Source organism: Sphingopyxis sp. GW821-FHT10B01, assembly GCF_059415685.1.
Genome location: NZ_JBWKNS010000003.1, coordinates 442,481 through 462,882 on the forward strand (window position 1 = coordinate 442,481; position 20,402 = coordinate 462,882).

A 20,402-nucleotide genomic window follows, 5' to 3' on the forward strand; every position below is an offset into this window, starting at 1 on the left:
CCCGCCCCTGCCGCCGGCTCCACCGGGGAGCGAAAGCCGGCGTCGAAGCTATTCGGGCCTAGTTGCCCGATTTCTCGATATCCGCGATCGCCCTTTCCAGATCGGCAGCGACCTTGGCGCGCATGTCGTCGGACAGGCCGCGCGCGCGTTCGCCTTCGACAAAGGCTTCGCGCGCCTTCCTCAGCGCCGACAGGCGCGCCGCCTTGCCGTCGGCCGTGTCGTTGCACACGAACATTTGGACGCTGCTCTGCTTGTTGCCGGTGCGTTCGTCGCGATTGACGATCGGTGCGGCCTGCTTTCCGTCGCCACATTTGCCAATCGTTATCGCCCTTTTGTCCACCGACCACGCGCCGCGCGGCATCGGGGGAATGGGCGGCATCGGAGGCATCGGGGGTATCGGCGCCATGACGGTACGGATGCGTTCCTTGCGCTTGGATTCCAGCCGGTCGGCGATCGCTTCGGCGCGCTTGCCGTTGACGCCCTGTTCCTTGAGCGTCGCGATGACATCGTCGCGCGACAAGCCGCCCGGGGAGCGGATTTCGATGCGGCGCATCTTGTCCTTGCCGTCGACGGGAGCGAACATCGCCGCAGGCGCCTTGTCGTCACCTTCGCCGTCGCGGCGGATCACGATGCGATGCACTTCGCGCTTCTTCTTGCCGTCATCGGTCGACGCATCGTCGCTATGTTCGGTGAACACCATCACCCCCGGCGCGTCGGGCGGCAGCGGCGCCTCCGGCGGCAACGGCGCTTCGGGAGGCGCGGGCGGCTCGGCGATATCCGCGGCCTGCGCCTTCGCCATTACGATTCCCGCCGGAACCAGCGTCGCGGTCGTCGCGAGCACCGCCAGCGTCGCGCCGCCGACGAGCAGCCGGCCGACAAGGCTCCGCTTTTTTGAGATATCCTGCTGCATCAACATCGTCAGCCTCTCCTGCAAATTGTCGTGGACCGCCATCGGCGCGGCGAGCGACAACCGCGGGCCAACCGCCGCCTTGACGATCGCGGTCGCATAACGTGCGGTCCGTTCGCTGCGCTCTTCGTGGCCGGTCATCGTCAGCACACGGGCGTCGCACGCGGCTTCCTGATCGAAGCGGAACGCGCGAATCGCGCGCCAGGCAAAGGGATTGAACCATTGGGCGGCGAGCATCAGCAGCGCTGCGCTGTTCGCCCACAAATCGCCATGCCGATGGTGCGCCAGCTCGTGATCGATCGCCAGCGCGCGCTCTTCGGCGACATAGCGGGCGAAGAAATCGTGCGGCACGGCGACATAGCGCTGCCACAGGCCAAAGGCGACCGGACCATCGACCGCGTCTGACATCACCAGCCGGATCGTGCCGATCGGTTCCAGTTCGACCGCCTCGCCGAGCACGTCGCGGCGAAAGCGGCGATGCGACACCATGGCGGTCGCAAGCACCACAATCACGCCCGCCGCCCACAGCGCAAAGAAGGACGGAATCAGCTCTGCGAACGACCAGAGCGGTTCGGCGACCGGCGCGGGCGCGGCAACGGGCAAGCCGGCGGGCACCATCACTGCCATTTCCGCCGCGGGTTCGGGCATAACAACGACCGGATCGGCGAAGGGCAAGGGCGGCAGCATGAGCCGCAGTGCAGGCACCGCCCACAGCGCATAGGTCAGCCGCGGACCGAAATGCCGCGCAAAGGGCTTGCGCACGATCAGGACCAGCAGGACGAGGACGGCGGTGGTGACCAGCGTATCGGTCCACGCCTGAAGGAGCATCGCGGCGCTCATGACTTGAGCCTCTTCAGCAAGGCCTCGATCTCGGCGATGTCGGTGTCGGTCAGCGCCTCGCGGTCGGCGAGATGCGCGATCAGCGGGCTGACGCGGCCGCCGAACAGGCGGTCGACGAAACGCTGCGATTCCTCGCCGACAGCCTCGGCACGCTCGATTGCCGGGCTATAGAGATAGCGCCGGCCGTCGGCCTCCGCCGTGACCGCGCCCTTCTGGACCAGTCGGGCGAGCAAGGTCTTCACCGTCGCCTGCGTCCAGCCGTTGATCTTGCCGATGCGCGAGGTCAGGTCGGCGGCGGTTTGCGGGGCATCGTCCCACAGCGCCGACAGCACCTGCATCTCCGACTCGCTTGCTCGTTCTGCCATGCGAACCCCTCCCATTGGCATCGCCATTTGCGACACGACTACAGATGTAGTCAATGGGCTGAACGCTTCCTGAACGAAGCTGAACGGCGATCCATCCGTCATCCCGGCGCAGGCCGGGAACTCGCCGGTGCATCATACCCAAGGTCGAGATCCCGGCCTTCGCCGGGACGATGTCAGGGCGGATCTGTCGGAATATTTGACACACTCTGTTCTTGGTAAGGAATTGATAACCAGTGCCTCGCGCCGGAATCCGCGCGGGCCGCAAACTGGCACGGCAATTGTATGGTATCAGATGTTCCCGAGTGTTCCGCTCAAATGGAGCGGTGGGGGGCATCAGTCTGGTCCCTGATGTCCCCTGCCCCCACCCGGGAAAACCCCACTTGCCCCCGATGCAGACGGGGGGCGGAGCGGCCGAAAGGCCCCGCCCCCCGGAAGCTTTTCCCCTCGAAAGTTCAGTTGGTCGCCACGAGGCGATGAATGGCCGCCTTGATCAGGCTCGGCGCGTCGAACGCAGAGAGACGCCCGTCGTTCATGAAGGCCCCGTCGAGCAGAAGCGCGATCTGCATGGCCACACGGTCGGCCGGGCCCACTCCCGCTTCGGCACAGGTCTCCTCCAGCCGCCGGACCATCTCGGCCTTGTGTCGCCGCGCGATCGCGCGGGCGGGGTGACCCGCGTCGGCGAATTCCGCCGCAACATTCAGTTGCGGGCAGCCTCGATAGGCGTCGCGCTGAACGCGGCTGCCGATCCAGTCGCTCAGCGCATCGAGCTTGGCGATCGGCGTCTTTGCGGTCCCGATCGCGGCGTCCCACTGCTGCCAGAATTCGGTGTCCTCCTTCTCCAGAAACGCTTCGATCAGCGCATCCTTGGTCGGGAAGTGGCGATAGATGGTGGTCTTCGCGATCCCCGACGTCTCGACGATCTCCTCCATTCCGACCGCTCGCACGCCCTTTTTGTAGAACAGCGCCGACGCGACATTCAGCGCCTGCATGCGCGCACGCTGCGAACGGGTGGCGGGCTCGTCGGATGCAGGTGTCGCGTCGCTCATCTGACCATATTGACAACGATACCGATCGGTGTCACTCGATAAAACGATACCGATCGGTAGCGGAGGTGAAAATGACGATTCATACTGTAGTTGTGCTGGGCGCCAGCGGTCATACGGGCCGGTTCGTCATCGACACCTTGCGCCGCGAAGGCATCACCGCGATCCCCGCGACCCGCTCGGGCCGGTTCACGGCGATCGACGGCAGCGAAGAGGATTGCCGTATCCTCGACTTTTCGCGGCCCGACGAACTCGACCGCACGCTGGCGGGGGCGAATGCGGTCATCAACTGCGCGGGCCCCTTTTTCGATACCGCCTTGCCCGCCGCCGAAGCCGCACTGCGCGCCGGCATCCCCTATCTCGACGTCGCCGCCGAACAGACGACGACCTTGAAGCTGTTCGAGGCGCTCGACGAAAAGGCAAAAAACGCCGGGATCACGATCATACCCGCGATGGCCTTTTACGGCGGCCTTGCCGACCTGCTTGTTTCGGCGCTCGCACCCGATGGTACCCACGTCGATTCGATCGAGATCGCGGTCGGCCTCGACAGTTGGCAGCCGACGGCCGGCACACGGCTGACCGGCGAGAAGAACATCTATCCGCGCGTGATTGTACGGGACGGCGCACTTGCCCCGATCCCCGATCCCGTGCCCGGCGGACAATGGACATTCCCCGCCCCGCTCGGCGAACAGCCCGTCACCTGCGTCGCGCTCAGCGAAATCATCCTGATATCGCGGCATATCCATGCTGCCTCGATCACCAGCTTCATGAACCTCAAGCCGCTCGCCGATATCCACGACAGCGACACACCGCCGCCGCAGCCAAGCGATGAAAGTGGAAGGTCGGCCCAGAAATTCGCTATCGAGGTGTGCGTCACGACGCAGGGGCGGACACGACACGCAACGGCGACCGGCGTCGATATCTATGCCATCTCGGCGCCGCTCATCGTCAAAGCCTGCCGCGCCCTGCTCGATGGCCGCCAAAAACCCGGCGTACGCGCGCCGGGAGAGTTGTTCGAGGCCCGATCGTTCCTCACCGGCCTGTCGCCCCACATTGCGGTCGAATACCGCTGAACCCCGCGACGCAAAAAGCCCGCAGGCGCCAAAGCGCCGGCGGGCTTTTTGTTATCCGATGGGACGCGCGTTATTCGGCGCGCGCCGGAATTCCGGTCATCAGCGTGTGAAGCTCGCCCGCTTCCCACATTTCCATCATGATGTCCGAGCCGCCGACAAATTCGCCCTTCACATAAAGCTGGGGGATCGTCGGCCAGTCGGAAAATTCCTTGATGCCCTGGCGCACTTCCATGTCCTGCAGCACGTCAACGGTATCATATTCGACGCCGAGGCGGTCGAGCATCGCGATCGCGCGCGAGGAAAAGCCGCACTGCGGGAACAGCGGCGTCCCCTTCATGAACAGCAGCACGGGATTGTCGGCAACCAGCTTGGCGATGCGGTCGTGGGTGGTGGGATCGGTCATTTTATGTCTCCGGGCAAGCGCGCTGTCGCGCCGCAAAATAGTCCATGCCCCTATGAAGGAACGGCAGTCGTCAATTGCAAGGCATGAAGTTCGCCGCCCATGCGTCCGCCGAGCGCCGCATAGACCGCCTTGTGCTGGGCAACGCGGGTCATGCCGTCGAAGGCGGCGCTGACGACATGCGCCGCATAATGGTCGTTATCGCCGGCAAGGTCGGTGATCGCGACCTCGGCGTCGGGAAACGCCGCGACGATCATCGCCCGCAAATCATCTTCGCGCATACCCATGGTTTCAGCCCTGCTTGTCCATGAACTGGCGCCGCGCCTCGACCGCCTTGTCGTTCAGCGCCGCGCGAATTTCGGCGTCGCTGATCTCGACCTGCGCCGCGGTCAGGTCGCCCGCGAGCTTGCGGATGACGTCCTCGTCGCCCGCTTCCTCGAAATCGGCCTGGACGACGGCCTTGGCATAGGCGTCTGTTTCCTCGGGGGTCAGGCCCATGCGTTCGGCGGCCCATTCGCCGACCAGCCGGTTACGCCGTGCGGTGATCCGGAATTGCACCTCTTGGTCGCGTGCAAATTCTGCCTCGAAGGCGCGTTCACGATCGTCGAATCCGCTCATTTTGTCCTCGCTGAATGGAATGTCCCCCTGCAGATAGGTCGCCCACCCCGGCGGCGCAAGCGACCTGTGCGGCAGATCACTTCCCTTTCTGTTACGAAGGGTTTAGGGTCCGGATCAAGGGAATGGGTCGCACCGCAGCAATAAAGTTACCGCCTTGCCGGCTTTGCGTCGGCATGGCGTCGCTACGTCTGTGATTGGGGGAATTGGTAATGACGGCTCGACGTCCGCATTTTCTGTCGGCTCTGGCCGCGCTTGCCCTGGCAGCGCCGGGGGCTGCGCAGGCACAGGGCACCGACCCCACGCTCCGCGACAGTTTTTCGATCGGCGATCAAGGCGGATCGCTGTGCGAGGTGCAGGCAACGGTCCGCGACAGCGTGATCAAGGGCATGTTCGATCGCGCGTGGACGATCATCTGCCGCGATGCGAGCCAGCCGGTGGGCTATGTTCGCGAACTCCGCGCCGGTTCGGCCGAGGCGCTCGCCCGGATCGAGAAGGGCCGCGCCGGCACGATCGCCTGCACCGCCGATGGCGCCTGCACGGTGAAGGGCAGCGACATCGCCTGGCAGACGCGGATCGAGACCTCCGGCAATGTCGCCTATAGCGTCGAGGGTTTCGCGGCCTATGGCGACGCACTGAACCTCGCACTCGAATCGGTACGCCAGCACAGGGTCGTCCCGGGCGTGATCAAGGTCGCGACGACCTCGGTCGGCGGCAACGACGGTTTTGCCCGCACGCTCGCCGGGACGATCGATCTCGACAAGGCGCTGGCCGAAGGATACCGGCGCAACCACAGCGGCGACTATGCCGAGGCCGCCGAATTTTTCGAGGCGCTGTCGCGCCGCGCGCTCGATGAGCAGGCGGCGGCGGATATCGACCCCACCGAATTCACGCTGAACCGCGCGCTGCAACGGTCCAATCTGGGCGAATTTGCCGAGGCCGCGCGGCTGTTCGCCGAAGTCGACGCGACCCCGACGCGCGATCCCGTCCAGCTTCGCCTGCGCCGCAATTTCCGCGCGATCAATGCGCTGAACCAGCGCGACTATGACGGTGCGGCAAGCCTGTTGCAGATGTTGATCCCGCCGCTGACCAGCGGGGTGACGGTGACGGACGGCGCGGTCACGCTGACGCCAGAGATCGTTGCCGGGATCAACACCGGCGACAATGCCCGCGCCGTACGCCAGACCAGCGATCGCGAGCGGCTGACCCCGCTCGAACGCGCACAGATCATCGATGCGCAGGCGACCCATCTGCTCGGCACCATCGAACGGCTGCGCGGCAACGCCAAAGCGGCAAAGGCGGCGCAGCTCAAGGGACTCAATGACGCGCTTGCAGTCCGCGAAGGCCGCGTCACTTCGATCATCCGCCTGCGCTCGCAGATGCTCGGCGAACTCGCGCTCGCCGAAGAGGCGCTGGGCGACACTGGCGCCGCCGACGCACGCTTCGTCGAATCGGTAAATGCGCTGGCGATCGAATATCCCGAAACCAACGCACTCGCATCGGCGCGGGCGCGCTACGCCGCCTTCCTGACCCGTCACGGGCAGGACGACAAGGCCATGGGCATCTATCGCGAAGTCGTGACCGCGCTCGCAAGTTCGCAGCGTTCGACCACCGGCATGGCCAATATGATGGGCCCCTATTACCGCCTTCTCGCAAGCCGCGCCGCGACCGACCCCGCGGCAATCGGCGATTTCTTCGTCGCCAGCCAGCTTCAGGTCCGCCCCGGCGTCGCCGATACGCAGGCGGTGCTCGCACGCGAATTGTCGGGCGGCAGCGGCGATGGCGCGCGCCTGTTCCGTCAGGCCACGACGCTGAACCGCGACATCGAACGCGCGCGGATCGAGGATGCACGCCTTGCCCAGCTGCCGGTTTCGCCCGAAACCAGCGCGCTGCGCGCCGACATCAAGACCCAGCTCGACAATCTCGCTTTCCAGCAGTCGGAAACGGTCGTCGCGCTGTCGGCCTTCCCGCAATATCGCGTCGTCGCATCGGGCAAACTCGACCTTGCCGAATTGCAGAAAGTGCTGCGCCCCGACGAAGCCTATCTGAAGATGCTGGTCGTCGGCGACTCCGTCTATGCGATGCTGATCGAACAGGGTGGCGCACAGCTCTGGCGTTCGGAGATCAGCGCATCGGCCCTCGATACCGAGGTCGATGCGATCCGCTCGACGATCTCGATCGTCGAGAACGGCCGCCGCGTCACTTACCCGTTCGACGCCGCGACGGCGTACAAGCTTTATGGCCAGTTGTTCGGCCCGGTCGCGGCGCGTCTGCCCACGATCGCCCATCTGATCTTCGAGCCCGACGGCGCCATGTTGCGGCTGCCGATCAACCTTCTTGTCACATCCGACACCGGCCTCGCGGCTTATGAACAGCGGCTGCTCGATCCCGATGCCGATCCCTTCGACATGCGCCAGATCGCATGGCTCGGCCGGACGTCGCGGCCGAGCACGGCGGTCTCGACACTCGGCTTCCGCAACGCGCGGCAGGCCGCGCCCTCGAAAGCCACCCATCAATATTTCGGGCTGGGCGAGAATCTGCCCGTCAACGGCCGGCTGCCCTCGCTCGGCACCCGCGGCGCGGTGGGCGGCAGCGTCGATGGCGATTGCCTGTGGGACGTGTCGCAATGGGGGCGCCCGATTTCGGCCGATGAACTGGTGACCGCGCGCAACGCGATGGGCAGCGAGGCCGGAACCTTGCTGACCGGCGGCGCCTTCACCGACACAGCGGTGAAAAATCGCGCCGACCTCGGCGACTATCGCATCATCCATTTCGCCACCCATGGCCTGGTAACCGCGCCGCGCGCCGCCTGCCCCGCGCGCCCGGCGCTCGTCACCTCGTTCGGCGGCGGCGATTCGGACGGCCTGCTGACCTTTCAGGAAATTTTCGACCTCAAGATCGATGCCGATCTCGTCATCCTGTCGGCGTGCGACACCGCGGGGGCGGCATCGGTCGCGGCAACGCGCGAAGCGGGTCTGTCGGGCGGCGGCAATGCGCTCGACGGGCTGGTGCGCAGCTTCATCGGTGCCGGCGGACGTTCGGTGATCGCCAGTCACTGGCCCGCCCCCGACGATTTCGACGCGACAAAACGCCTGATCGGCGGACTGTTTACCGCCGCCCCGGGCGCCAGCGTCGCCGATGCCCTGTGGGGAACGCAGACGCGGCTGATGGACGACAAGCAAACGTCGCATCCTTATTATTGGGCCGGTTTCGCAATCATCGGCGATGGCGGTCAGGCGCTGCTCCACGGCAACAATGCGGCCACCGCCGTCGCGCCCGCCGGGGAGGCCGCCGGCCGCGCCGCCCGCTAGATCGATGACCGCACCCGAAGCCATAATTCCCGCGGCGGACACGACCGCGCCGGACGGCCAGCGAGCCGCCGTCCCGCTGCGCAAGCGGGTGCGCCGGCTGGTCATGCAGCTCGGCCCGTCGCGGATGGCGGCGACGATCGTCTTTCTGCTCGTTGCGATGCTGATCGCGCGATTCAGCTGGCAGATGCCGCTCGTCGATGCCGCCGAACGCGCGCTCTACGATGCGCGCGCGACGCTGATGGCGCCGCATGTCGAACAGGATAAACGCATCGTCCTCGTCACCTATAATGACGAAACCCTGTTCAACACCGGCATCCGCTCGCCGCTCGACCGCACGCTGCTCGCCAATGCGCTCGGCAACCTCGACCAGATGGGCGCAAAGGCGATCGGGATCGATATCGCCTTCGACTCCCCCCGCCCCGACGATGATGTGCTGAAGGCGCAGCTGCGCGCGATGAAGACACCGACTTGGCTCGCCTATGCCGAACAGGCGAGCAACCCGAACACGATCTTTTACGAGCAGCAGAAATATCTCGCATCCTACATCGCCGACGTCCGGACCGGCAAGACAAGGCCGACGAGCGTGTTGTTCCGCACCGACGACGACGGCGTGATCCGCAACTGGCCCGATCGGCCGAAGGGGCTTCCGCCGCTGATGGCCAACGCGTTGGCCCCGGTCGATCCAGCCCATGCGGGTTATCGCGGCAATATCCGTTTTCTCGTTCCCGCACGCGCCGCCAAAGGGCAGGAAGAGCCGGTCTTTGCCAACATCCCGATCGATGCGTTTGCGCTGCCGATGGACGCCGACATGCGCGCGGGTTTTTCGGAGCTGGTCAAGGGACGTTATGTCCTGATCGGCGGCGATATCATCGACAACGACCAATTCGACACGCCCCTGAGCAGCTTTCCCGATGCGATCACCGGTCAGCATGAAACGATGATCGGGCTGGAAGTCCACGCGCATATGCTGGCGCAACAGCTCGACAACGCCTGGTCGAAGCCGATCCCCGGCGCGGCCTTGTGGCTGCTCGCGATCCTGATTGTGCTCGCGGGCGGACTCACCAGCCTGATCGATCTGCGCGCACGATGGGTGGCGCTGGCGTTCCTCGCGCAAATGGCCTTCTTCATCGCCTTTCCCTTCTGGCTGCAAGGCCGCGGCATCGACACGACGACGCTTCCCACCTTCGGCTGGGCGATCGGCTGGCTGTTCGGTTATGCCGCCGTCGGCACGGCGGCGCGCACTATAGGATCGCGCCAGCGCGCCTTTGCGCAATCGGCGCTGGGCAAATATCTGCCCGCCGACGTCGCGGCGCAGATCATGCGCGACCCCGACCAGCTTTCGCTGCATGGCGAACGGCGCAATATCTTTTGCATATTCACCGACCTCGAAGGCTTCACCAAGCTGAGCCATGCGACGACGCCGGAAACCGTTGCACGCCTGCTCAACGCCTATCTCGACCGGCTTTCCGACATCGTGCTCGACCATGGCGGAACGATCGATAAATTCGTCGGCGACGCCGTCGTCGCCTTCTGGGGCGCGCCACTGAGCCGCCCCGACGACGGGCCGCAGGCGGCGGCGGCGGCGCTCGCGATGTATGAAGCGGGCGAGAAGTTCCGCATCGACCTGGCCGAAGGCGTCCCGCCGCTCGGCATGACGCGCGTCGGCCTGCACGTCGGCGACGCGATCGTCGGCAATTTCGGCGGCGAAGGCCGCATCCAATATACCGCGCTCGGCGACAGCATGAACACCGCCTCGCGGCTGGAAGCGGCGAACAAGAGCCTGAAGACCGGCGTCCTGATCTCGGCCGAGGCCGCGGCGCGATCGGGCCGCGACGACCTGGTGCCGATGGGCCGGGTGACGCTGCGCGGACGCGCGCAGCCGGTTGATGTTTTCACCCCGCGCTCCGACCTCGATCCCGAACAACGCGAGCGCATCGCGATGCTTGTCGCGGCGCACGGAGCGGGCGATAAAAATGCCTATGTGACCTGCACCACAGCACTGACGAATGAATTCGGTCAGGATGCAGCCATAATGTTTCTGATAGAACGTCTCAACGAGACGAAAATGGGAGAAAGCTATGTCCTTTCCTGACTTCCGGATGCGACGCCTCGGCCTGACCGCCGCCGCCGCTATCATGGCGGTTGCCGTCGCCGGCACCGCCGCCGCGCAATCGATGATCGTCCGCTCGACCGGACCGTCCGCCAGCAAATATCCAACGGGTGCAAAGCTGAAGTCCGCCGACAAGATCACCCTCGTCGCGGGCGACAAGGTCGTGCTGATGCAGGCAGGCAAGACGCGCACCCTGTCCGGCCCCGGCACCTTTGGCGCCAGCGGTACCGTGCAGGCGAGCCAGTCGCTCAGCGGCAACGTATCCCGCATGCTCGCCAAAGGGCCGACGATGCGGTCGCGCGGCGGATTTTCGCGCGGCGGCCCGAACGACCCGACCCCGGCCGAAGCCCGGGCGCCCAATTTGTGGCTGCTCGACTATCGCGAAGCCGGCACCTTTTGCGTCGTCGATCCGGCCACGCTGATGCTGTGGCGGCCGAATATGGAAGGCGACACCGCGCTGGAAATCCAGGGTGCCGGCAAGAAGGCGACCGTCGCACTGGTCGACGGCGCAAATTTCCGCAAATGGCCGACCGACACGCTGCCCGTGCAATATGGCGTCGATTACCGCCTGTCGGGCGGCGGCCTTGCCGCGCCGGTGACGGTGCGCTTCACAGCGCTGGAAAATGCGCCCGACACGGTCGAAGGATCGATCGAGATGCTGATGGCCAAGGGTTGCTCGCCGCAGCTCAACCGGTTGGTCGATACGATGTCGGAAGCCGAAGCAGGGTAAGGTTGAGGGACCTGGCGGCATTGAACCCGCCCGATCCATCTGATATTCATCAGAGAAAATTCGCCGACGACGCGGCGGAACCTTTCCTTGGGTCGAATTTGCCTGCCGGTATCGGCAGAGCCAGTGAAATTGGCCCACCGCGATCATCGCGGCGGCGCCTGTACGCAAGGGGTGGTGATGAGCGTTTCGGGGGTTTTTGGGAATATGGCGATCGCACGGCCGGAACGCGCCGCGATCCGCAGGGCGCTGGCTTGTTGGGCGGGCGTGATGGCCGCCGCCTTGCCCGCGGCCGCACTGGCGCAGGCAACGCCGATCGTCCCGACGCGTGAAGAAATCCAGCCACCGACGCTGCAGCCCACTGTGCAACCGAATGAGCGGGTCGTCGCCGTCGACGACGGGATCGAACATGCGCCCTGCCCGCTCGCCAATCCTGAATTCGCCAACGTCCGCTTCACCCTGCGCGGGGTCGAGTTTTCGAGCGTCGAGGGCATCGACAGCGCGATGCTCGCGCCGAGCTGGACCGACCGCGTCGGCCAGGAACTGCCGATCTCGGTGGTCTGCGACATTCGCGACCGCGCCGCGACGATGCTGCGGGCGAAAGGCTATCTGGCGGCGGTCCGCGTACCGCCGCAGACGATCGGCGACGGCGTCGTGCGGCTCGACATCCTCGCGGCACGGATGGCGCGGATCGAGGTGCGCGGCGATGCCGGCGCCAACGAACCATTGTTGCAACGCTATCTGTCGCGGCTCGACGACCAGCCGGTGTTCAACATTGTCGAGGCCGAACGCTATTTGCTGCTCGCGCGCGACATTCCGGGAATGGACGCACGCCTGACGTTGCGCCCCGGCGGCGCGCCCGGCGAAGTCGTCGGCGAAGTAACCGTCGCCCGCACCCCGGCGATGTTCGATTTCAACGCCCAGAATTTCGGTTCGCGCGACGTTGGCCGCTGGGGCGGCATTGCCCGCGCGCGCCTTGCCGGCCTGACCGGCATGGGCGACCTCACAACGGTCAGCTTCTATTCGACCCCCGATTTCGACGAGCAAAAGGTCGTTCAGCTCGCGCATGAATTCCGCGTCGGCGGCGAAGGGCTACGCTTCGGCGCCAGCTACACCTATGCCTGGACGCGTCCGGATATCACCGGCCTTCCGATCAAGTCGGATACCCAGATCGTCAGCCTGTTCACGGCCTATCCGCTCGTGCTGACACAAGCGCAGCGCGTCACCATCGGCGGCGGGCTGGATTTCATCGATCAGGATATCAGCCTGACCGGCATCCCGATCAACAAGGACCGGTTGCGCGTCTTTAACGTGCACGCCGACGCGAGCTGGGTCGACCCCGCGTCGATCGCCGGGCGCGGTGGCTATAGCCCCAGCGAACCGCGCTGGTCGCTCGCCACCTCGTTCGAGGCGCGAAAGGGCGTCGATTTCCTTGGCGCCAGCGACGATTGTGGTCCCCGCGGCGCGGCCTGCTTCCTGCCGGGTGCGGTGCCGCTGACCCGTATCGAGGGCAAACCCGACGCATTCCTCGTTCGCGCCAATGCGCTTGCCGAATGGCGGCCGCACAAGCTGTTCACGCTATCGGCAGCGCCGCGCGCGCAGTGGGCGAGCGATCCATTGCTGGCATATGAAGAATTTTCAGGCGGCAATTTCACCGTCGGACGCGGCTTCGACCCGGGCACGGTGATCGGCGACAGCGGTATCGCCGTGGCATTGGAAGCGCGTTACGGCTCGTTCGTTCCCGCCAACATCAAAAGCTTCGCCTTTCAGCCCTTCGCCTTTTTCGATGCGGCCTGGGTGTGGAACAAGGACAACGCATTCAATGGCTTCAACCCGCAGAAGCTCTATTCGGCGGGGGGCGGCCTGCGCGTCGCCTATGGCGACCTCGCGCGGCTCGACATGACGCTGGCGGTGCCGCTCAACCGGGGCGGTTTCCTGACCGAAAAACCCGATCCGCGGCTGCTGGTGTCGCTGACCACCCAATTCGGCGTGAGGGCGCGCTGACCATGACCTTTGCATCAAGGACAACCGACATGCGTGCCAATGTCCCCCTCTCGCCGATCCACAACGGCAAGCGGCGCCTGCTCGCGAGTTGCGCGATCACCGCCGGAATGGCTGCGCTCGCCTATGGCGGCCCGGCACTGGCGCAGGTGGCCGGCACGGGGCAGGCCGTCACCGGCCCGGGACTGAGCATTCCGACAATTTCTCCCCCGGGCCCGGGCGCGACGAACGTCGATACGACGGGTGCGCAGACCATCATCGACTGGACCCCGACCGATGGGTTGCCGACCGGCGGTGCGATCGATTTTCTACCTGCGGGCAACACGCTCAATTTCAGCGGCTTCGGCGACTACACCGTCCTCAACCGCTTCGTCGACGGCAGCGGCGGATCGCTGAGCCGCCAGATCGCGCTCAATGGCACGGTCAACAGTACCAATACCGCGACGTCGGGCCAGCGCGGCGGCAATATCTGGTTCTATAACGCCGGCGGCATCCTGATCGGTGCGACGGGCGTCATCAACGTCGGCAGCCTCGTTCTGACGAGCAATGACATCATCACCACCGGCGGGCTGTTCGGCTCCGGGGGAGAGATCCGCTTTAACGGGACGGCGGGCAGCACCTCGGCGATTACCGTCAACGGCGCGATCAACGCGAACAAGGTTGGCAGTCCGGGCAGCAGCTATGTCGCGCTGGTCGCGCCGCGCGTCGTGCAGGCCGGTGCCGTCCGGGTCGACGGTTCGGCAGCCTATGTCGCGGCCGAAGTCGCCGACATCCGGATCAACAGCGGTCTTTTCGACATCACCGTCACCCGCGGCGTGGAAGGCGGCAATGCGATCACACACACCGGCACGACCACCGGCCCGGCACATCTCGACAGCAACGGCAATCAGAGCCGCATCTATATGGTCGCCATTCCCAAAAATGACGCCGTGACGATGCTGGTGTCGGGCGCGATCGGCTATGACGATGCGCTGTCGGCGCAGGTCGATCCCGATGGCGCCGTGCGCCTGTCGGCGGGTTATAATATCGTCGGCGGCGAGCTGGCCGCGGCGCCCGTCAATGCGACGCCCGCGAACATCACCGCAAGCGACACGCTGTTCCGCAGCGACACGATCGCGCGCGCCAGCGGCGCCTTTGCCGCCCAGCCAACCCAGCAATTGCCGGGCACGCCGCCGCCGCTATCTTCCGCCGGGCAGTTTTTCGTCGAAGGCAACGGCACCTTCATCGGCGACGCCAGCGCGACGCTTTCCATCGGCGCCGGTCAATCGGGCGGCGCTACGGGTAGTCTGACGGTGCGGTCGGGAGGTACGGGCGGCGCAACCGGCAACGCCGCGGTCAACGTCACCGGCGGCAGCTTGACCACAACGGACCTCACTGTCGACGCCAACGGCCTCGCATCCGGAAGCAATGGCGGCAACGGCCGTGGCGGTATCGCGACAATCAACCTGCTGGGTGGTACGATCACCGCAGCCGATATCTCCGCGACCGCCAACGGCGAGGGGAGCACGGGTTCGTCCGGTAACGACAACGACCCGTTGAACATCATCCCTGGCGGCATCGGTGGCGGCGGACGCGGTGGCACCGCGACAATCAATATCGACGGATCGGCGGTCGTAAACGCCAATGCCATTCAGGCCAGCGCGATCGGCAGCGGCGGCGCGGGCGGCAACTTCTTCAACGTCTCGAGCTTCGGCGGCATACCCGGAACACCGGGCAATGGCGGCGAAGGGATTGGTGGCAACGCGGCCGTCAACGTCCGCGGCGGAACAACGACCACGACCGACATGGTCGCCAACGCATCGGGTATCGGCGGCACCGGCGGCAACAGTTTCTTCTCGAGCAGCAGCGGCACCGCCACCGGCATCGGCGTCGGCGGCACGGGCGGCGCAGGCCGTGGCGGCACGGCGACAATCGGCCTTTCCGCGCCGGTCGCGGCCAGCAACCTGATCAACAGCGTGGCGCAGGGCTTTGGCGGCAACGGCGGCAGCCACAATGTCGGCGGCAATGGCGGCGACGGCTTTGGCGGCACGGCGCAGGCCATCGTGACCGGCTTCGACGTCGGGAATCTCAGCGTTATCCTCGACGCGAGCGCGCAGGGTGGCACGGGCGCTGACGCCAATGATGGCAATGGCGGTAATGGCGGCAATGGTTTCGGAGGAATCGCGCGCGCGCAGGCCGATGGCGCGGGCGGCCGCGTGGCCATCGTCGACGGCAATTTCCTCACCGACGGTGTCGGCGGCGACGGCGGCCGCGGCCGCATCGCCTTCGGCTCCTTCCCGCCGACCGCATACACAGGCGGGACCGGTGGCAGCGGCACCGGCGGCACGATCGAAACCGTCGCGAGCAACGCGGCCACCCTTGTCATCAATGCCACCAATTCGGGGGGCATCGCGTTTCTCGACAGCCAGGGGCGCGGCGGCAACGGCGGCAGCGGCGCGAGCTATTTTGGCGGCGTCGGCGGCGACGGCGGCGACGGCGGGGCGGGCATCGGCGGCTCGATCAACCTGATCGCCAATGGCGGCACCATAGCGTTGAACGGCAATTCGCTAGCCGTCGCGGTGAACGGGGTTTCGGGCGATGGCGGCCTGGGCGCCGATGGTTCGGGCGGCGTTGGCGCGATCGGTGCGACATCGACGACGACGGGCGGCAAGGTCCTGTTCGAGGCCAACAATGGCCCGACTTCGGCGGGTCAGATCCAGCTCGGTCTGACCGGCATCGCTGCAAATGGCGACACGGCGGGCCGCGTCGTCTTCCGCGGCGACGGGTCGATCGCAATGACTGCACTGAACGTCCTTGCCACGGGCCTCGCGGCGCTGACGAACAACAACGTCGACACCGCGGCCTCGGGCATCTTCTTTGCGCCGGTCGGGGGCGGATCGATCACGACGACGGGCGACATGGACCTGACCACCGACGGTTCGGTCGGCATCTATGCCCAGTCGGGCGGAGCCGTCGCGGCGGGTGGCGCGCTGACCATCCAGGCCGGCGATCAGGTCGACATCCGCCATGACGGCCGCGGGGGTACAGCATCTACGGTCCGGGCTACGGGCAACCTCGGCATCACCGCGGGAACCAGCATCAGCGGCGCGCCGGGCAGCCTTCTCGGCGCCGGGGGCACGCTTTCGCTCACTGCCAACGGTCCGACCGCCACGATCGGCGTCGACCGCCTCGACGGTGCCGATATCGTCATCAGCAGCAGCGGCGCAGCCAGCGTCGAACATGCCGAGGCAACCGGCAGCTTCACCGCGACCGCCGGCAGCTTCCGTACCGGGCTCAATTCGATCATCACCGGCGGCGACATTTCCATCACGTCGCCGGGCGCGGTCGACCTTGGCAATTCGAACGCGGGCGGCTTCGTCTTCGTCGACGGACAGTCGATCGTCTTCAACACGATCGACGCCGGAACCTTCGTCTCGCTGCGCGCCAATGGTTTGGGCGCAACCGACGGCATTACAGGCGTGAACATCACTGCGGGAAGCACGGTCAGCCTCAACGGCGGTGGTGTCAGTCTCAGCGGAACGGTCGACGCCGGCGATTCGCTGTTCGTAACAGCGACGCAGCGCGATGCAGCGATCGGCCTCGCCACTGCCGTCGGCGACGTCTCGATCTTTGCCGCCGGCAATCTGACCGGCACCTATCGCTCTGGCGGCAACGTCAATCTGAACGCCAACGGCAATATCACGGCAGAGGCCGACGCCGTCGGCGGCTATATCAATCCGGTTACCGGCCTCGCAGCCGAAGGCTATGTCTTCGTCGATGCGGACGGCGACGCGACGCTCTCGGACAGCAGCGCCGCGACGATGATCGGCATCAGGAGCGGCGGCGCGGCGGCGCTGACAGGCGCCACCGCGGGCGAAGATGTCTTCGTCCTCGCCGGCACCACTGCAAATCTGTCCGGGGTCACCGCCGGCGACGACATCGCAATAGAGGCCGTGGGCGGCATCACGATCGCCAATGCGCAAACGACCGGCGCGGGCCCCGATGGCCGCAGCGTGATCTACGCAACCGGCTCTTCATCTCCGACCCCGTTCCTGCAGATCCAGAATACGGGCGCGGACCTGTCCAACATCACATTGCTGGCGCCGAACGCAGCGATCGCCGCGGCCAATGTCTCGGCCTTCGACAATCTGAATGCGACGGGCGGGACGATCACCGCATCGGGGCCGCTTTCGGCGGGCGGCAATATCGCCCTGGCCGCGACCGGAGCGGTCGACCTTGGCGATTCGACCGCGGGCGGCTTCGTTCAGGTGCAAGGCCAGTCGATCGCCTTCAACACTATCGACGCCGGCCTGACGGTCGGCCTGACGGCGGGCGGCACGGCCGCGGGCGCCGAAGGCATAAGCGGCGGATCGATCGCTGCGGGCGGGGACATCAACCTGTTCGCCAACAGCATCGCGCTCACCGGCACGGTCACCGGCGACGCATCCTTCTTCGCCTTTGGTACCGGCGGTCCGGTTTCGGTGAACGAGGCCGACGTCGACGGCACCATCTCGATCTTCTCGGCCGCGGATCTGACCGGCACCTATGTCGCGGGCGGCAACATCTTCCTGAATTCGAACGCCAATATCGCCGCTTCGGCGCAGGCCAATGGCGGCTATGTCGATGGCAATGGCAATGTGGCAGAGGGCAATCTCTTCGTCATCGCCGCGGGCAATGCGGCCCTGACCGATAGTTCGGCGGGGCGCATGTTCGGCGTCAACGCCGGGCTTGCGGCGTCGATCACCGGCGGCACAGCGGGTGAAGACATGCTGGTGCTTGCCGGCACAACCGCAGGCCTCACCGACATCACCGCGGGCGACGACATCACCGTCCGCGCGCCGGGCAATATCACCGCGCTCAACGTCCGCACCACCGGCGCGGGGGCCGACACGCATATCCTCGACTTTACGGCAACGTCGGGCAGTCCGACCTTCACGATCGGCGTGGGCGAAGGCACCGCCGGCACCAATGGCGCCGATATCGTCATGGCGTCGACGGCAGGGGCGATCAATGCAACCACGCTGTCGGCGGGCGACGACATCCTGCTCAACGCCGCGACCAGCATCGCTCTCAACGGCGCGACCACGCTGGGGCTTGGCACCACGGGCGGCGACAGCAGCATCCGCACCCAAGGAGGCGCAACGACGCTCGCGAGCCTCAATTCCTTCAGCGACGTGGTCGTCGATGCGGCGGGCCTCGCCAATCTGACCGGACCGGTCGCGGCGGGACGCAATGCGACGATCAATGCCGCGGATGTCAGCCTCGCGGCGCTGTCGGCACCGGGCGGAGGCGCGATCGATACGCTGACCGCGGCGGGCAATATCGTCGTCGATTCCGGCGCCGGCATCACCGGTGGCGGTGTCCAGGCGCTCGGCGATGTGACGCTGACCGCCGGCACGGCGATTGGACTGACCACCATTGGCGGGGTCAATGTCGCGCTCACCGGCGCGACCGGCGTCGCCGCCGACCAGCTCTTTGCCGCGGGCACGACCAGCCTCGACAGCGCGAACGGCAATATCCGGCTCGGCGCCCTCACCTCGAGCGGGCCGATCACCGCCAGCGCCAACGCGATCCGCATCGACGGCGGCGGCGACATGAGCTTTGCCAGCCTGACGACCGACGTCGGCGACGCGGTCATTCGCGGAAGCGGGGATCTGTCGGTCGTCAGCGGCAATGTCGCCGGCCTCGCCGATATCCGCACCAGCGGCGAATCGTTGAGCATCGTCAACCTGACCGCGAACAGCGCAGCGCTGGAAAACACCGGCGGATTCATGAACCTCGACACAGTCACCGTCGCGGGCAACCTCGGTGCGTCGGCGCTGTCGTCGCTGGGCATTAGCGGTGTCGTCACCGGTCAGGGAATCTCGCTTGCATCGGCCGATATCACCATCGGTTCGGCGGCGCGCGTCGGCACCGCGGGAACGACCCAGCAATTGTCGGTGACCAACAACAACAATGATAATCAGACGTTCATCGGCGGCACCGGAACGCGCAGCGGCTATCATCTCGACGCCGCTGAGCTGACGCGCCTCTATGGCACCCAAATCGCGATCTTCGCGCCCGAGGTGCAGGCCGTGGGCGGCACCTCGGTCGGATCGGCCGCACCGCCCGACGTCATCGTCGACAGCTTCACCCTGGCTGGCGGGACCGCGGGATCCAATCTGGGCGCCAACGGCGCGCTGACCATCCGCACGCCGGGCAAGATGCGCGTGATCGGTAACGTCCAGCTGACCGGCCTGACCGACGCCAACACGCTCAACCTCGTCGCCGACGATGCGCTCGAGGTAATCCTCGGTCAGGGCACCGTCCGGCTGGTCAACGGCACGGCCCCGGCAGGGCAGCTCAACATGGTGTCCGCCGATGTCATCGTTGCAACGCAGGCCGCGATCGCCGCCGTCGGCGCCGCGACCACGACCGACGCGATCAACACCCGCCTGCGTGAAAATGACGGGGTCGTCCTCGACGAAGGCGCGCTCTTCGCGCGCGGGATCCGTGCCAATGTCGCCGGCGGCTTCTATGTCCAGAACAGCGGAGCCGGGACCGACTTCGGCCAGCGCCGCGGGCTGACGTTCGGCGCCGGCGGGCTCAGCGTACAAACGCAGGGGCCGTCGCGCATTGTCCTGAACGGTGTCCAGATCGGCGCGAACGGCCAGGTCACGGGGCTCGATGTGATCCCGTTGCTGACGATCGCACCGCAGTCCAATGGCGCACCGGGTAGTTTCGATCCGCGCTCGACCCTCAACGGCTGCTTCATCGCCAACCCGGCTGCCTGCAACGCTCTCGGTTTTGAAAGCAACTTCCCGGTTCAGGATGTGATCGAGGAAGAAACCGAAGGCGAAGGCGAGGACGGCGCCGAGGGCCAGAGCCTGCCGGTCCCGCTGATCACGATGCGCGACATCGACCCGCTGACCGGCGAGCCTTTGCTCGACGATCCGGTGACGGGTGCCGGAAACGACGATTTGTGGACTTCGCCAGCCGGGCAACCCTAGGCGGCCGCTCTCGCCTTTCGGTTGACGGGGCGCCTCGGCGCG

The 20,402-nt window shown here is 66.2% G+C and carries 12 protein-coding genes; 6 read left to right on the top strand and 6 right to left on the bottom strand.

From position 1 onward, the window contains the following. Nucleotides 1–58: 58 nt before the first annotated feature. From AC07NV_RS11005 to AC07NV_RS11015, 3 genes are all read right to left on the bottom strand, one after another. The gene (locus AC07NV_RS11005; protein ID WP_495166388.1) at nt 59–1,747 is read right to left on the bottom strand and encodes a M56 family metallopeptidase; all 1,689 of its coding nucleotides are present in this window, start codon (nt 1,745–1,747) and stop codon (nt 59–61) included. Next, on the bottom strand, nt 1,744–2,112 hold the full coding sequence (locus AC07NV_RS11010; protein ID WP_495166389.1) for a BlaI/MecI/CopY family transcriptional regulator: 369 nt from the start codon (nt 2,110–2,112) through the stop codon (nt 1,744–1,746). Before AC07NV_RS11010 ends, AC07NV_RS11005 begins: the two co-directional genes overlap by 4 nt. A 452-nt stretch (nt 2,113–2,564) precedes the next feature. Further along, the gene (locus AC07NV_RS11015) at nt 2,565–3,158 is read right to left on the bottom strand and encodes a TetR/AcrR family transcriptional regulator (protein ID WP_495166390.1); all 594 of its coding nucleotides are present in this window, start codon (nt 3,156–3,158) and stop codon (nt 2,565–2,567) included. Between the two features lie 71 nt (nt 3,159–3,229). Between AC07NV_RS11015 and AC07NV_RS11020 the strand changes: the two genes are divergently transcribed. Continuing rightward, a complete protein-coding gene (locus AC07NV_RS11020) occupies nt 3,230–4,228 on the top strand; it encodes a saccharopine dehydrogenase NADP-binding domain-containing protein (protein WP_495166391.1) in 999 nt (332 codons plus the stop codon). A gap of 70 nt (nt 4,229–4,298) precedes the next feature. On the opposite strand, the gene grxD is transcribed toward AC07NV_RS11020, so the two are convergent. Genes grxD through AC07NV_RS11035 form a run of 3 tightly spaced genes read right to left on the bottom strand, consistent with a single transcriptional unit; the run spans nt 4,299 to nt 5,246 of the window. Continuing rightward, complete coding sequence (gene grxD, locus AC07NV_RS11025; protein WP_495166392.1) at nt 4,299–4,631, bottom strand: Grx4 family monothiol glutaredoxin; 333 nt, start codon at nt 4,629–4,631, stop codon at nt 4,299–4,301. Between the two features lie 50 nt (nt 4,632–4,681). Continuing rightward, nucleotides 4,682–4,915, bottom strand: coding sequence for a BolA/IbaG family iron-sulfur metabolism protein (locus tag AC07NV_RS11030; RefSeq protein WP_495166393.1), 234 nt, complete (start codon nt 4,913–4,915; stop codon nt 4,682–4,684). A gap of 4 nt (nt 4,916–4,919) precedes the next feature. After that, a complete protein-coding gene (locus AC07NV_RS11035; protein WP_495166394.1) occupies nt 4,920–5,246 on the bottom strand; it encodes a DUF1476 domain-containing protein in 327 nt (108 codons plus the stop codon). A 209-nt stretch (nt 5,247–5,455) separates the two neighbouring features. Between AC07NV_RS11035 and AC07NV_RS11040 the strand changes: the two genes are divergently transcribed. The 5 genes from AC07NV_RS11040 (at nt 5,456) to AC07NV_RS11060 (ending at nt 20,360) form a co-directional block, all read left to right on the top strand. Then, the gene (locus tag AC07NV_RS11040; protein WP_495166395.1) at nt 5,456–8,554 is read left to right on the top strand and encodes a CHAT domain-containing protein; all 3,099 of its coding nucleotides are present in this window, start codon (nt 5,456–5,458) and stop codon (nt 8,552–8,554) included. Between the two features lie 4 nt (nt 8,555–8,558). After that, on the top strand, nt 8,559–10,646 hold the full coding sequence (locus tag AC07NV_RS11045) for a CHASE2 domain-containing protein (RefSeq protein ID WP_495166396.1): 2,088 nt from the start codon (nt 8,559–8,561) through the stop codon (nt 10,644–10,646). Then, nucleotides 10,633–11,394 carry a hypothetical protein gene (locus tag AC07NV_RS11050; protein ID WP_495166397.1) on the top strand — a complete coding sequence of 254 codons (762 nt, stop codon included), beginning with the start codon at nt 10,633–10,635 and terminating at the stop codon, nt 11,392–11,394. Before AC07NV_RS11045 ends, AC07NV_RS11050 begins: the two co-directional genes overlap by 14 nt. Nucleotides 11,395–11,517: 123 nt before the next feature. Further along, nucleotides 11,518–13,395 carry a ShlB/FhaC/HecB family hemolysin secretion/activation protein gene (locus tag AC07NV_RS11055; RefSeq protein ID WP_495166398.1) on the top strand — a complete coding sequence of 626 codons (1,878 nt, stop codon included), beginning with the start codon at nt 11,518–11,520 and terminating at the stop codon, nt 13,393–13,395. Between the two features lie 29 nt (nt 13,396–13,424). After that, on the top strand, nt 13,425–20,360 hold the full coding sequence (locus AC07NV_RS11060) for a hypothetical protein (RefSeq protein WP_495166399.1): 6,936 nt from the start codon (nt 13,425–13,427) through the stop codon (nt 20,358–20,360). Nucleotides 20,361–20,402: the final 42 nt, after the last annotated feature.